A 15,158-nucleotide genomic window follows, 5' to 3' on the forward strand; every position below is an offset into this window, starting at 1 on the left:
GGTTTCGGTTTATTTTTAAAAGGAAGCGGAGATGGTTCTTTCAACCCTTTGAAACCTTCTGAGAGTGGTTTTTTTGTTCAAGGTGATGTAAAAGATTTAGAAACTATCAAAGTAGATAATGAAAATTATATTATTGCTGGAAAAAACAATGATTATTTTCAGTTCATTAAGAGTACGCGAACAAAATAAGAGACATTAAAGTATATTACTTTTTTTGTGGAGAAGATCGGATTCGAACCGACGACCTCTTGACTGCCAGTCAAGCGCTCTAGCCAACTGAGCTACATCCCCATTGCCTTTATTTACAGTATTTGCATACATTTTACAACATTTAAGCTATGCTGCATTTATCTGTGTAATGTTACAAATGTATGGATTCTAATATAAAAAGTTACAACTAAAACTTACCTCTATTAATTTATTATTTGAAATACTTTATGATTAGAAATTTGCGAAAACTTATATTTAAAAATGTTAATTTCTTTCTTTAAATATAACTAATTAATCATGCTTAAACTTAAGCTTCTTTTCTATAGCTTCAATCATAATATTAGCAATATCTAGCCCTGTAGAGTTTTCAATACCTTCAAGCCCCGGAGAAGAATTGACTTCCAATAATAAAGGGCCTTTATTAGACCTAATAATATCTACTCCTGCGACTGGTAAATCTAAAATTTTAGCAGCTTTAATAGCTAGTTTACGTTCTTCAGTAGTAATCTTTATTTTTGATGCAGAACCGCCTTGATGGATATTAGCTCTAAACTCTCCTTTAGCAGCTTGTCGTTGCATTGAGGCTACCACTTTTCCATTTACTACAAAACAACGTATATCTTGTCCATTTGCTTCTTTAATATATTCTTGAACCAAAATATTAGTTTTTACACTTTTAAAAGCATTAATAACGCTTTCCGCTGCTTTAGTAGTCTCAGCTAATACAACCCCTTTCCCTTGCGTACTTTCTAATAATTTGATAATTAGTGGGGCACCGTTAACCATCTTTATTAAGTCTTTTGTGTCTAATGGAGAATTTGCAAATCCAGTAATAGGTATATGTATATCATTTTTAGCAAATAACTGGGTTGCCAATAACTTATCTCTTGATTGTGTTATAGCATCTGCTGAGTTTAAACAATAGGTATTCATAGCATCAAACTGTCTTAATAATGCACAGGCATAAAAAGTTACAGATGGTTTTATTCTTGGGATAATAGCATCAAACTCATCTATAACGTTCCCTCCACGATAGCGTATTTGAGGCTCTTTAGCATCAAATTTCATATAAGCTTGTTGCACATTAAGAAAAATCATTTCGTGTCCTCTTGCTTTTCCAGCTTCAATAAGACGTTTATTGCTAAATAATTCGGGATTGCTTGCTAATAAAGCAATTTTTAAACCCGTTTTTTCTTTACGAAAAGCTATATATTTTTCATCTAAATCTTCTTGTGAAAATTTAGTTAAAAGATAATTTTCCGATGAGTTTACTAAATAACGATTGTTTAATGCTTCTCTACCTAGTAGCATTCTAAACTCCATAGAATCTCTATTTGCAAGAGTTAATTCAATATCAAAAATATTGTCTCCCAAGGTTATTGGAGCTTTTATAACAATTCGTTCTTCAGATATCCCCATAGAACTCTTTACAGAGCGTTTGGCATGTATTTTTGCCTCACAAATTATATTTATACTTCTATTATCTTGAATAGGATTAACATGAAAACGCACCCATTCTTCTGTATCTTTATAAAAAACTTTAATCTTATTTGCTTGTATAGATGATGTTTTAGCACCAGAATCTACACGTGCTTTTATTGCAGGAATACCAAAGGTTTCAAATGAACACCACTCTTCGCTTCCAATTATTTTTAAATCGTTCAATGTCTCTTTATTTTATAATTTTTAAAATGACTAAATCTACTACCTCGATAACTATTAAAATGATAATAATCCATTCTAACTTACTACTCTCTTTATGAAACATAATGTCTTTAAAGAGGTCCAGATTTTCTTTTACAATATTTACCTGTTGATAGATAATTTGATACCTGTCTTTTAAATCGAATTTTTTCTTTAATTCAGAATTAAGCTTATTTAGGTTTTCATCATCCCAAGCGGCATCATGGGAATCAAAAATATATAGGTTTTCAGAAATCTTATTTTTCACATTTAATACCTTGCCGATGTATCTTTTTAATTTTTTTCCACCAATATTTAACCTACCATGATGCTCTAGAAAATTTGTATGCCTTCTCGTATCTTCTAATAACTGTTCTGCAATACTAGCATAATAATCTAGTGCAACAGAATGTGATAGATTAAGCATCACTAAACGAAGTTTTTCTGCATCACTTTCTGGTAAGGTTATGTTATCAAAATCCGAACTAAAATATTCTCCTCCTGTAACTATTCCAAGTGTTTCAGAGATTATTGAATTAATGAAGACATTTCCTTTTAGGGTTGAATTAATTTTCTTTTTTAGAGCGTTAATTTCAGTTGGAGTGAAATTAAAAACACAAATAATTCCATATTTAAATGCATATAAATATTTGTCTTTGTCTAAACAAAAATATATTTCGTCATTATCTAAAAATAATGGCCGTTGATTAAAAATCGTTTTTAACGATTTAATATCAATATGCTCTGCTATCTGAATAGCAATGGCAGTTGTTTTCATGCTTTACGAGGCAAAAACCTCACTTTTATACTTGAAACTTTTAAATTCAATCATGTATCCATTTGGGTCTGTGATGAAGAAGGAAAGATGTTCTCCAACTTTATTTTCCATAAAAGTAGCCTCAGTCGTTACTTCTTGGTTAGACTGTAATAGCTTTTTATATAATGTACCCCAGATTTCTATACCAATAATAACACCGAAGTGAAAAGAAGGTAGAATATTATCATCAAGTTTGTAGTTTTTAAATTTAAAGTTAAAAACTCCTGATTCAGTAAAAGTAAGTTGATTGTTATATAAATTTATATCAATCCATTTATCAGTTTGTCTGCCTTGTGTGGCTCCTAAAGTATCTAAATAAAAAGCTTTTGTAGCCTCTATGCTCTCACAAGGCAATGCTAAGTGAAATTGTGCTTTCATAATTTTTGTTTTAATTTACTTGTTTCCTAAACTGGTCAAAATATAGATTTACTGCACTTCTATCATCTTTATCTAGATATTCAAGTGCATCATACCAAGAAACCCATAATACTTTTTTAAACTTATGAAGCTCTAATACTTCAATATTTTTAATAGGTTTTATTATAATAAAGTAATGCTTATATATTTCTTGTCGTTCCTTGTTGGTGCTCTTTCTTGATAGAAAATAAGTCAAATCTTTCTTTTTTAACTTTAATCCTATTTCTTCAAAAGCTTCTCTTACCAATGATTGACAATCTGTTTCTTTTTTCTTCTTTACTCCACCGGCAAGTGCATATTTTTTCTTAACACCTACTTTTTCAAGAACAAGAATCTTGTCCTTTTTAACTGCAATGAGTCTAGATTTATCAATTTTGTTTAACATGTTTAATCTAAATTTTCTTCGTCTGAAGCATCAATATCTACATTTGTATCATCATTGTTCAAATCTTCTTCATCTCCAAAATCTTCCATTGCCTTTACTAATTTCATACCTACTTTAACAAGATAAACAGTGTCATCAGTTCTTACTTCTACAGCTTCAATAACTTCATTTTTGGCATTTCTAAACGAAATAATGTCATCATCATCATAACCATCAGGAAATTTTTCCACTAATAGATTTAAAATATCTTCATTCAGTTTTTGGTAATCTACAATTTTGCGTATCATTTTTTTAGTATTACATGCCTAACAAATAGGCAAAGATTAATGGAGCAACAATCGTAGCATCACTCTCTATTATAAATTTTGGTGTATTAATATCTAATTTTCCCCATGTTATTTTTTCATTAGGAACTGCTCCAGAGTACGAACCATAACTTGTAGTAGAATCGCTTATTTGGCAGAAATAACTCCAAAAGGGGTGTCTGTTCGTTCCATATCTTGATATAACATTGGTACTACACATATTGGAAAATCTCCTGCTATTCCACCTCCTATTTGAAAGAATCCTATACCATTTTTAGAATTATCTGTGTACCAATCTGCAAGAAAGGTCATATACTCAATTCCAGATTTCATAGTACTGGCTTTAATCTCTCCTTTTAATACATAACTTGCAAAAATATTCCCCATAGTACTATCTTCCCACCCTGGGCAAATTATAGGTAGATTTTTTCGGCTGCTGCATACATCCAAGAGTCCTTTAAATCAATTTCATAATAAGCTTCCAATGCTCCAGATAAAAGTAACTTATACATATACTCATGGGGCAAGTAACGTTCTCCTTTGTCGTTAGCTTCTTTCCAGATGGCATAAATATGTATTTGTAATCTTCTAAATGCTTCTTCTTCTGGAATACAAGTATCTGTAACACGGTTAAGACCTTGTTCTAATAAACCCCATTCTTCTTTTGGCGTTAAGTCTCTGTAATTGGGAATACGTTTATAATGAGAATGTGCAACCAAATTCATAATATCCTCCTCTAAATTTGCTCCTGTACAAGAAATAATTTGCACTTTATCCTGTCGTATCATTTCAGCAAAAATCTTTCCTATTTCTGCTGTACTCATTGCTCCTGCCAAAGACACTAACATTTTTGAGCCTTTGTTTAATTGCTCTTCATAAGATTTTGCTGCATCAACAACAGTAGCAGCATTGAAATGCAAATAATATGTTTCTATAAAGTTTGAAATTGCACCTTTAGTAGTCATCTTCTTCTTTGAATTTTAATATAGCGTTAGTTACTGATTTAGCACTATAAGTGTTATCATATTCGTTTTCTATTATATCGTTTTGAAACTTATAACTTAACATTTTGTAATACAGTTTAGCAGCCAAAAAATCTGATGATTTATCAACTTCATTTGGGCATAATTCAACGATATCAAATCCAACTACATTTTTTTCTTTAAAGACTTGTTTCAAAAAATCTAATGTTTCATACCAAAGTAATCCTCCGGGTTCTGGTGTACCTGTGCTTGGTAAAATTGAAGGGTCAAAAGCATCTAAATCAAATGTTATAAACACATTTTCTGTCATCTGGTCAATAGCAGAATCCATCCAAGAATCCTCTATTGCCATATCGTGAGCAAAATAAGTTCTATCTAAATCCATAACAGATTTCTCCTTTATGTCCATAGAACGAATACCTACTTGTATTAAATTGGTATTCTGACTTGCTTCATAAACCGCACAGGCATGATTACAAGAACTACCATTATATCTTTTTCGTAAATCAGCATGTGCATCTATATGTAATACTGTTAAGCTTGGAAACATCTCATTAAATGCTCTAATTGTTCCAATAGATATAGAATGTTCGCCACCAAAAACAGTTACGAATTTTTTCTTTTTTATGTAGTTTTTAGTTTCCTGATGTACAGCATCCACCATAGCTTCGGGCGTTGCATTTAATGTAATAGGCTCTGTTAGATGTATGCCTTTCTTATAAACTTCCGAATCGGTTTCAATATCATAAAGCTCCATATTTTCAGAAGCTTCTAAAAAGGCTTTTGGTCCTTTATCTGCTCCTTTTTGCCATGTACTTGTTACATCATAAGGAACAGGGATTAATACAATCTTTGCCTGTTCTAATTTTGCAAATTCTTCTGGTATTCCTGCGTAAGTTTTAGCTTCCATTTTTATTTATCTGCTAATTGTAATTCAGCATTTCTATTTAATTTTTGAATTGTATGTTTTTCAGGCTTTTTATCATAGCCTAAAATTTCAAGCAATTCTTCACTTTTTTGTTGTTCTCTAAATAACTGTGTTGAAATATTTCCGTGGACATCTTTATCAATTAAAATATGCTTAGGTGCAGGGATTAAACAATGTTGCAATCCTCCATAACCACCTATAGATTCTTGATAAGCTCCAATGTTGAAAAATCCTATATATAATGGTTTATCTTTATGGTATTTTGGCAAATAAATAGCGTTCATGTGTTGTTCGCTGTTATAATAATCATCACTATCACAAGTTAATCCTCCAAGTAAAACACGCTCATAAGTATCATTCCAACGATTTATGGGTAACATAATAAAGCGTTTATTAATCGCCCAAGTATCTGGAAGTGTAGTTATAAATGAGGAGTTTATCATATTCCATTTTTCCCTATCGTTTTGTTGTTTTTGATAAAGTACTTCATAGATTGCTCCACCACTCTCTCCAACTGTAAAACTTCCAAACTCTGTGAAAATATTAGGCACATCTACACCTTCTTCTTCACATGTTAATTTAATTTGATTAATGATTTCATCTATGATGTATTCATAATCAAAATCAAAGGCTAATGAGTTTTTAATAGGAAATCCTCCTCCAATATTTAAACTATCAAGTGTTGGACATATCTTTTTCAAACTTGTATAAACTTTAAGACATTTTAAAAGCTCGTTCCAATAGTATGCATTATCCTTAATACCTGTGTTAATAAAGAAATGAAGCATTTTAAGCTGTACTTTTGGATGGTCTTTAATTTGCTTGTTATAAAAAGGCACAATATTTTTATAACCTATGCCTAATCGAGACGTATAAAATTCAAATTTGGGTTCTTCTTCTGAAGCTATGCGAATGCCTATATTATAGTTATCATGTATTTCATTTGAAAGCAAATCAATCTCTTCATAATTGTCAATAATTGGAATACAATTTTGATGACCGTTATTAATTAGCCTCGCAATATTTGTGATGTATTGAGCACGCTTAAATCCATTACTGATAACAAACGTATTGTCACTTATTTTCCCTTCTTCTTTTAAAGTTTCAATAATATCAATATCAAAAGCAGAAGAGGTTTCAATATGTATATCATTCTTCAAAGCTTCATTTAAAACATGCTTAAAATGTGAACTTTTTGTACAATAGCAATAGTTATAATTCCCATTATAACTATGTTTCTTAATGGCATTCTCAAACCATACCTTTGATTTATTTATATTATCGGAAATTTTAGGTAAGTATGTGAATTTTAAAGGTGCACCATAAGTTTTAACCAATTTATTTAGGTCTATATCGTGAAAGCGTAAGTGGCCTTTATCAAGAAGAAATTCTTCTTGGGGAAATCAAAAGTTTGATTGACTAAATCAATATATTTAGTGTTCATTATAGATGTGATAAAAGTTATTAGAATATGAAAGCATGTAGCTCTCTTAAAAAAGAATTAATAACTAAAATCAAATCATAATTTGATATTGCATTTTGGGGACAAAACACAATTTATACTGCGTAGATATGTTTTCTATAACGGAAGTTAGCTTTAAATTTCGGTTACTCACTCCGTAAGCTTCTTTTGAATATGACTTCCTAATTTTCAAAAGACCGAACTTATAAACATGTTTCAATTTGTTCAGCTAAAAGCTCCTATGATAAAAGCTTTAGTATAGCAAATGAAATATAAAAAAATGAATAAAAAAAATATTATTTATTTGAGCATTTTACGATTTTAATAAAAACTCACTGAAAAACCCACCGCAACACCCCACCACCACCAAATTCAAATTATACTAACCTATGAAAACCATTGACATACAAGGTATACGAGAGCATGAAGATTTCTCCGTAATTCGCTGCCAGTCAAGCGCTCTAGCCAACTGAGCTACATCCCCTACTTTGTATCATTTTAAACCACTCAACACTAAAACAGGTATATTACTATGAAAATCCTTTTTAAGAATTGTGTTTTTCTCCCATATTTTATTAAAAAAACCACGATTTCGTCTTACAACGCATAACATATCTGGTTTATGAGATTCGAAATTTAGTAAAACACCTTGAAATGTAGTAGCGTTTTCAGATTTAGTGATGTTTCTTACCATTTCCTGTAAATCATCATTCACATCAAAATCTCCTTTATTATGAAATGGTGTTTTTACCAATAATAAATCAACTGTTGATTTAAACTTATTTTTCAAATCCTTTAAAGGCTGTAATGCACTATCCTTTTTTATGATTGCAGACTTAATAGCCATTAAAATATTAGAAGGAGCACTATACGTAAACCCTTCAGGAACAATCAAAGCAGGCACATCCATCTGCTTCACAATTTTACCAGAAGTTTTACCTAAATAAACCTCATCTTTTATAGAATTTGTTCTGGGTTCAATTAAAACTAAATCTACATCAGCAGCTTTACAAGCCAATTCTAACATATCAATTAAATCCCCTTTTATAGTTTTAATAATAACATCAACACTTTTGGTGTTTACTTTTGAAACTAACTCATTCAAAAATCTCAGACTTTCCCTTTCAATAATTTTATCAACCTTTCTCATAGTTCCAGCTTTTGTAAAAACATTATATACCTGAACTACAAATAATTTTGCACCAAAAGCCTCAGCAAAATCAATAGCGTATTGCAAGTGACTCTCAGCATTTTTTGACGAACCAACGGGAACTAAAATATTCTTCATCTCTTAAAAGTTTAAACCTAAATTTATTAATAAATTTGAAGCAAAAGTAAGATATTTAAATGATTCGGAAAGGAACACCAAAAGATATAGCGAAAATCATGAAAGTTACAAAAGCCTGTACTGCTTACATGATTTCTCAAAATATTTTTCAATGGAATGAGGAATACCCAAATAAAATAGCCTTTGAAAATGATTTAAAGCTTAATGAATGGTATGTTTTAGAAATTGAAAATACAATTATTGGCTGCGTTACAGTTTCAACATTTATGGATGAAGAATATGCTCCAATATCCTGGTTAACTTCCAATGAAAATAATATTTACATACATCGATTAGCAATTCATCCAGATTTTCAAGGGCACGGATATGCCCAAAGTTTGATGCAATTTGCTGAAAATTTTGCAAAATACAATCAGTTCAATTCCGTTCGTTTAGATACCTTTTCTCAAAATAAAAGAAATCAAAAATTTTATGAACTAAGAGGTTACAAAAAGCTTGGAGATATTTATTTTCCAAATCAAAGTGAATATCCATTTCATTGTTATGAATTAGTATTTTGAAAAACAATATCAGCTTAAAAAACATAAATACACTTGCAATTCCAGCATTAATTTCTGGAGTTGCAGAACCTATTCTGTCCATTACAGATACCGCTATTGTTGGCAATATTGATGTAAACCCTGTAGAATCATTAGCTGCAATTGGTATTGTAGGAACCTTTTTATCCATGCTTATTTGGATTTTAGGACAATGCCGAAGTGCAATTTCAGCAATTGTATCCCAATACTTAGGCGCAGGTAATTTAGAAGCAATAAAAAATCTTCCAGCCCAAACTATTTTTATTATTACATCGTTAGGGTTGTTCATAATAATTGGCACCTATCCTCTAGCTAATCATATTTTCAAATTGTATAATGCTTCAGATTTAATACTAGATTATAGTGTTTTGTATTATAAAATTAGAGTATTCGGATTTCCATTCACCCTATTCACCATAGCAGTTTTTGGCACATTTAGAGGCTTACAAAACACCTACTACCCCATGATAATTGCTATAATTGGAGCTGTTTCTAATATTATTTTAGATTACGTTTTGGTATATGGTATTTCTGGATATTTACAACCTATGAATATTGAAGGTGCAGCATATGCTAGCGTATTTGCTCAAATATTAATGGCGCTACTTTCGGCATATTATTTATTGAATAAAACAAGTATTCCTTTAAAAATAAGCTTTCAGTTTAATGATGAAATTTGGAGGTTTCTAATCATGATTTTCAATTTATTTGTGAGAACATTAGCACTAAACATCACACTTTATTTTTGTACACGATTTGCCACAGGCTATGGTAAAACCTATATCGCAGCATATACCATTGCCATAAATTTATGGTTTTTGGGTGCATTTATAATAGATGGTTATGCAAGCGCAGGAAACATTATGTCAGGCAAATTATATGGTTCTAAAAACTACAGAGATTTGATTTATTTTAATAAAAAACTTATAAAAATAGGTCTTATAGTAGGAGTTACTCTTGCAATTATTGGTTTTGCACTATATAAACCCCTAGGGTTGCTATTTACTAAAGACCCACAAGTTCTGGAAACATTCTACTCCGTATTTTGGATTGTACTTATCATGCAACCTATTTGCGCCATTGCATTTATCTACGATGGTATTTTTAAAGGTTTAGGCAAAATGAGTACCCTTAGAAATGTATTGTTATTAGCCACATTTCTAGTATTTATTCCAATACTTTATAGCTTAGACTACTTTAACTTAAAACTCAACGGTATTTTCATAGCACTCACATTTTGGATGGTAGCGAGAGCAATTCCTTTACTTATAAATTTCCGAAAACAATTTATACCACTCGCTAAAAACAATTAACTTTACGCCATCATTTCAAGAATACTAAAATGATTCTCAGCTTTATACAAAACCTAAACATTGAAGAAAAAATTGAAAATGCTCCAGACAACGGTTACGAAATAGGAATATTTATTGGCTCTATGCTCCCTTTCATCATTCTAGTTATTATTGCTTATATGATTTTTTACTACAACAAAAAAAGAAACAACAATAATTAAACCATGGATATCTTAAATTTTTTAAGCGGTAATGGACTCTTTTTGCTCCTTGCTTTAGTATTAATAATCGTTTATTTTGTGAATAAAAAACGAAGAAGATAGTATCTTTGCTAACCAACATTATACAAATGAGCAACATACGTATCACCAAACAATTTTCGTTCGAAACAGGTCATGCCCTTTACGGTTACGATGGTAAATGCAAAAACGTTCACGGTCATAGCTACCGTTTGGATGTTACCGTTATCGGTAAACCAATTACCGATACCACAAATGTAAAATACGGTATGGTAATAGACTTTGGCGATTTAAAAAAAATCGTGAAAGAAGAAATTGTAAACGTGTTTGATCATGCCGCTGTATTTAACAAAAACACTCCGCATGTAGAACTCGCAAAAGAATTAAAAGACCGAGGTCATAATGTTTTATTGGTAGATTATCAACCCACTAGCGAAATGATGGTGATAGATTTCTCCAAAAAAATAATAGCACGCTTACCGCAAAACATCAAACTACACTCACTCAAGTTACAAGAAACCGCAACAAGTTTTGCAGAGTGGTTTGCCAACGATCAATAAAATAATTTGGGCATTTCTCCGAAAAAAGGGGCGGCTTTCCACTTCAATACCTAACGCAAAACAGTCTACCAAATACCGTTCAAGTACAAATATTAGTGCATTTGTGGCTATTTTATTTATATTTACTTCATGAATATCCCAAAAGGAAAAAAATATATTTCGCCTCAGATAATCATTTAGGAGCTCCTACTAAAGAAGCCTCATTTCCTCGTGAAAAAAGTTCATAGCATGGCTAGACGAAATAAAGCAAGATGCAGCTGCGATTTTCCTTTTAGGTGATTTATTTGATTTCTGGATGGAATTTAAAACCGTAGTTCCAAAAGGTTTTACGCGAACACTTGGTAAACTAGCTGAAATTAGCGACTCTGGAATCCCCATTTACTATTTTGTTGGTAATCACGACCTTTGGATGAACGGCTATTTTGAGGAAGAACTCAACATTCCCGTATATCATAAACCAAAAGAATTCACGTTTAATGATAAAACATTTTTTATCGGTCATGGTGATGGATTAGGGCCTGGAGATAAAGGCTATAAACGCATGAAAAAAGTGTTTACCAATCCGTTTTGCAAATGGTTATTCCGGTGGTTACATCCAGATTTAGGCGTACGAATGGCGCAACATTTATCGGTAAAAAACAAACTGATTTCTGGTGATGACGATGCTAAATTCCTTGGAGAAGACAACGAGTGGCTAGTGCAATATTGCAAACGCAAACTAGAAGATAAACATCGTGATTATTTCGTATTTGGTCATAGACATCTACCACTAAATATAGACCTCAACCAAAACTCAAAATACATCAATCTTGGCGATTGGATTCAGTATTTTACTTATGGTGTTTTTGATGGAGAAACTATAGAATTAAAAGAATATTAGGCTTAAAACGAAGCTAGCAAACACGCCCTGCAATAAGGATTGAAGCATTGTTGAAGCTCTTTTTGTGTTGTTGCACCTATGCAACACAAAAAAGCGACTGCGGAAAGCCTGACCCGAATTTTTCTTCGGGGATTGCCCAAATTATTTTAATCTTCATTTTCATGAGCTTCCATATCAGCTCTCAAATCCAAGTCTCTTAGTGTTGGGTTTTTAATTCCTAAAGTAAAAACGGTAATCAAAGTCATTGAACCACCAAAAACAACAGCAGCAACGGGACCAACTAATTTGGCGGCTAATCCGCTTTCAAAAGCACCCAATTCATTTGAAGAACCTACAAACATAGAATTTACCGAAGATACCCGTCCACGCATATCATCGGGAGTTTTTAACTGTAAAATAGTCTGGCGAATAATCATAGACACGCCATCGGCAGCACCACTAATAAACAACATTAAAACGCTTAACCAAAAAATATTTGACAAGCCAAAACCAATAATACTCACTCCAAAAATAAAGACTGCAGTAAGCAACTTTTTACCCGTATTCTTACTAATAGGAATATAAGTAGTAGCAAACATAGTTACAATACTTCCTAAAGAAATTGAGGCATTTAAAATACCAAAACCTTCGCTACCAACCTCAAGAATATCTTGAGCAAAAATAGCTAAAATTGCAACGGTTCCCCCAAATAAAACAGCAATCATATCAAGTGTTAAGGCGCCTAAAATAGCTTTGTTTTGAAACACAAAACGTACACCTACTTTTAAACTTTCTTTTACGGGTTCACCTATTTTTTTATTTAAAATTGGTTTCTTTTTGATTAGAAATGTCATAAAAAAAGAAATCAATACCAACACAAAAACGACGCATAATGTATTTGCAACACCAATCCAACTAATAGCAAAACCGCCAAAAAGAGCACCTAAAACTGCTGCGGTTTTCCATGTACTGGTACTCCACGTAGCCGCATTAGGGTATATTTTTTTAGGAACTATTAATGCCACCAACGAAAAGATTATAGGCCCGAAAAAAGAACGCAAAAATCCTCCAAAAAAACTAGCGCATAAATAGAATATAGAATAGCATTTGTTGACCAATTGCCAACCACAGCATCATAAGTTAATAAATAAAGTCCCAAACTAATTAATGAAAATGCTGCAATACAAAGCGCAAAAAGATTTCGTTTTTCCTTTTGATCTACAATATGACCTGCAAAAAGTGCCATAGTAAAGGCTGGAATTATTTCCATAAGACCAATAATCCCCAAAGAAAGTGGATCTTTAGTAATACTATAAACCTGCCATTCAATAACAATAAATTGCATGGACCAACCAAATACTAAGAACAAACGCAGTAGTAAAAAAATATTAAATTCTCTAATTCGTAAAGCCGCGTAAGGGTCGGTTTTTAACATATCTATGCTTTTATATCCCTTAATTTCAATTGAAGTGACACATTCCCTCTCCATTCATTTTCATCTAGAGAATAAACAGCTTTAAATGGTTTTTTATCAGAAATAAAATCAAACTTATCACCCATACCAAAACCAATACCTATAATAGGGTTTGAATCTGGCTGAGAAGCCGTTAATCTTAAATGCGTTTTATCTGCTCCAACACATTTTCCGTAACCTGTATCTGTTAAATCTTCAGTTAAAAAAACAGGTGTCATATTACTTGGTCCGTAAGGTGCAAATTGTTTTAAAATTCTATAGAACTTTGGTGTTATATTTTTTAAATCAATTTGTGTATCAATTTTAATTTCAGGAATTAAAAGGTTTCTATCTATAGTTCTTGAAACCTCATCTTCAAAAGCTTTTTTAAATGCTTCATAATTTTCTTCTTTAAGCGTTAATCCAGCCGCATATTTATGCCCACCAAATTGTTCAATATATTCGCTACAAGCTTCCAAAGCATTATATACATCAAAATCTTTAACTGAGCGTGCTGATGCTGCCAATTTCTCGCCACTTTTAGTAAATACTAAAGTAGGGCGGTAATAGGTTTCTGTTAATCTAGACGCCACAATACCAATAACGCCTTTATGCCAATCTTCGTGGTAAACTACTGTTGTAAGTCGGTCTTGTTCGTTATTCTCTTCAATTTGTTCCAATGCCGCTACCGTTATTTCCTTATCAATTTCTCGACGTTCTAAATTGTATGAATCAATATCAGAGGCGTGCTGTCTTGCCAATTCATGATCATCATCAGATAATAATTCAACTGCAAAATTCCCATGTTTCATTCGTCCCGCAGCATTAATTCTAGGTGCTACAATAAAAACAACATCGGTAATGGTTAATTCTGTTTTTTCAACCTGATCTAAAATAGCTTTAATTCCTGGTCTTGGAAACGTGTTAATTACCTTCAAACCAAAATGAGCTAAAACTCTATTTTCGCCATTAATGGGTACAATATCTGCGCCTATTGCAGTTGCTACCAAATCTAGATAATCAGTTAAATCTTCTGCGGTCTGACCGTCTTTTTGAGCTAGAGCCTGAACTAATTTAAAACCAACTCCACAGCCACATAATTCTTTATACGGATAATTACAATCGTCTTGTTTAGGGTCTAAAACAGCAACAGCTTCAGGGATTTCATCTCCTGGTCTATGGTGATCACAAATTATAAAATCTATACCTAATTTTTTTGCATATGCTACTTTTTCAACTGCCTTAACACCACAGTCTAATGCTATTATTAAAGAAAATTCATTTTCTAAAGCAAAGTTTATCCCTTTATAAGATACGCCATAACCTTCATCATATCTATTAGGGATATAAGTATAAACTAACTCATGCTTAGTTTTTAAATAAGTTGACATTAACGCCACAGAAGTCGTACCATCAACATCATAATCGCCATATACCAAAATATTTTCTTTATTGGTAATTGCCTTTTCAATACGTGCCACAGCCTTATCCATATCTTTCATAAGATAAGGATCGTGTAAATGACTCAGGCTTGGTCTAAAAAATGCCTTAGCTTCATCGTAAGTTTCAATATTACGCTGCACCAACAAGCTTGCGATTGCTTCATCTACTTGCAATACGTCTTGAAGATGTTCTATTTTACTTTGGTCTGGTTTTGGCTTAAGTGTCCAACGCATTAGATTTGAGGGTATTTCAAAGT

Annotated in this window: 12 protein-coding genes, 1 tRNA gene and 4 pseudogenes; 5 read left to right on the forward strand and 12 right to left on the reverse strand. The window is 32.0% G+C overall.

Translation table 11 applies throughout. The annotated features are described in order from the left end of the window. Positions 1 to 48 precede the first annotated feature (48 nt). Positions 49 to 189: a hypothetical protein gene (locus tag AC0L5U_RS13365; protein WP_473416911.1), complete on the forward strand. Its 141-nt coding sequence runs from the start codon at positions 49 to 51 to the stop codon at positions 187 to 189. 28 nt (positions 190 to 217) lie between these two features. Here the strand turns inward: AC0L5U_RS13365 and AC0L5U_RS13370 are convergent. From AC0L5U_RS13370 to AC0L5U_RS13415, 10 genes and pseudogenes are all read right to left on the reverse strand, one after another. Next, positions 218 to 291: transfer RNA gene (locus tag AC0L5U_RS13370), tRNA-Ala, on the reverse strand. A gap of 210 nt (positions 292 to 501) precedes the next feature. Beyond that, positions 502 to 1,875 (reverse strand): 30S ribosomal protein S6--L-glutamate ligase, encoded by a 1,374-nt coding sequence (gene rimK, locus AC0L5U_RS13375; RefSeq protein ID WP_473416912.1) that lies wholly within the window; start codon positions 1,873 to 1,875, stop codon positions 502 to 504. A gap of 7 nt (positions 1,876 to 1,882) precedes the next feature. Continuing rightward, positions 1,883 to 2,671 carry an RMD1 family protein gene (locus AC0L5U_RS13380; protein WP_473416913.1) on the reverse strand — a complete coding sequence of 263 codons (789 nt, stop codon included), beginning with the start codon at positions 2,669 to 2,671 and terminating at the stop codon, positions 1,883 to 1,885. A gap of 3 nt (positions 2,672 to 2,674) precedes the next feature. Continuing rightward, complete coding sequence (locus AC0L5U_RS13385) at positions 2,675 to 3,088, reverse strand: VOC family protein (RefSeq protein ID WP_473416914.1); 414 nt, start codon at positions 3,086 to 3,088, stop codon at positions 2,675 to 2,677. A gap of 10 nt (positions 3,089 to 3,098) precedes the next feature. Then, a complete protein-coding gene (locus tag AC0L5U_RS13390; RefSeq protein ID WP_473416915.1) occupies positions 3,099 to 3,512 on the reverse strand; it encodes an NUDIX domain-containing protein in 414 nt (137 codons plus the stop codon). A gap of 2 nt (positions 3,513 to 3,514) precedes the next feature. Further along, positions 3,515 to 3,799: a hypothetical protein gene (locus tag AC0L5U_RS13395; protein ID WP_473416916.1), complete on the reverse strand. Its 285-nt coding sequence runs from the start codon at positions 3,797 to 3,799 to the stop codon at positions 3,515 to 3,517. 10 nt (positions 3,800 to 3,809) lie between these two features. Next, positions 3,810 to 4,782: pseudogene (locus tag AC0L5U_RS13400) on the reverse strand (deoxyhypusine synthase family protein). Further along, a complete protein-coding gene (gene speB / locus AC0L5U_RS13405) occupies positions 4,772 to 5,710 on the reverse strand; it encodes an agmatinase (RefSeq protein ID WP_473416917.1) in 939 nt (312 codons plus the stop codon). Before speB ends, AC0L5U_RS13400 begins: the two are co-directional and overlap by 11 nt. Positions 5,711 to 5,712: 2 nt before the next feature. After that, positions 5,713 to 7,172 (reverse strand): annotated as a pseudogene (locus tag AC0L5U_RS13410) (type III PLP-dependent enzyme domain-containing protein). A 511-nt stretch (positions 7,173 to 7,683) separates the two neighbouring features. After that, the gene (locus AC0L5U_RS13415) at positions 7,684 to 8,478 is read right to left on the reverse strand and encodes a universal stress protein (protein ID WP_473416918.1); all 795 of its coding nucleotides are present in this window, start codon (positions 8,476 to 8,478) and stop codon (positions 7,684 to 7,686) included. A gap of 59 nt (positions 8,479 to 8,537) precedes the next feature. On the opposite strand from AC0L5U_RS13415, the gene AC0L5U_RS13420 reads away from it, so the two are divergent. The 4 genes and pseudogenes from AC0L5U_RS13420 (at position 8,538) to AC0L5U_RS13435 (ending at position 12,027) form a co-directional block, all read left to right on the forward strand. After that, positions 8,538 to 9,038, forward strand: a complete 501-nt coding sequence (locus AC0L5U_RS13420) for a GNAT family N-acetyltransferase (protein WP_473416919.1) — start codon at positions 8,538 to 8,540, stop codon at positions 9,036 to 9,038. Next, positions 9,035 to 10,369 carry an MATE family efflux transporter gene (locus AC0L5U_RS13425; RefSeq protein WP_473416920.1) on the forward strand — a complete coding sequence of 445 codons (1,335 nt, stop codon included), beginning with the start codon at positions 9,035 to 9,037 and terminating at the stop codon, positions 10,367 to 10,369. The genes AC0L5U_RS13420 and AC0L5U_RS13425 overlap by 4 nt, the downstream gene beginning before the upstream one ends. A gap of 328 nt (positions 10,370 to 10,697) precedes the next feature. Next, positions 10,698 to 11,147 (forward strand): 6-pyruvoyl trahydropterin synthase family protein, encoded by a 450-nt coding sequence (locus AC0L5U_RS13430; RefSeq protein ID WP_473416921.1) that lies wholly within the window; start codon positions 10,698 to 10,700, stop codon positions 11,145 to 11,147. 101 nt (positions 11,148 to 11,248) lie between these two features. Next, positions 11,249 to 12,027 (forward strand): annotated as a pseudogene (locus AC0L5U_RS13435) (UDP-2,3-diacylglucosamine diphosphatase). Between the two features lie 146 nt (positions 12,028 to 12,173). Here the strand turns inward: AC0L5U_RS13435 and AC0L5U_RS13440 are convergent. Both AC0L5U_RS13440 and recJ read right to left on the reverse strand, forming a co-directional pair. Then, positions 12,174 to 13,441, reverse strand: a pseudogene (locus AC0L5U_RS13440) (MFS transporter). Positions 13,442 to 13,443: 2 nt separating this feature from the next. After that, positions 13,444 to 15,135 (reverse strand): single-stranded-DNA-specific exonuclease RecJ, encoded by a 1,692-nt coding sequence (gene recJ / locus AC0L5U_RS13445; RefSeq protein WP_473416922.1) that lies wholly within the window; start codon positions 15,133 to 15,135, stop codon positions 13,444 to 13,446. Positions 15,136 to 15,158: the final 23 nt, after the last annotated feature.

The sequence above is a fragment of the Jejuia sp. G7-7 genome, assembly GCF_055808955.1.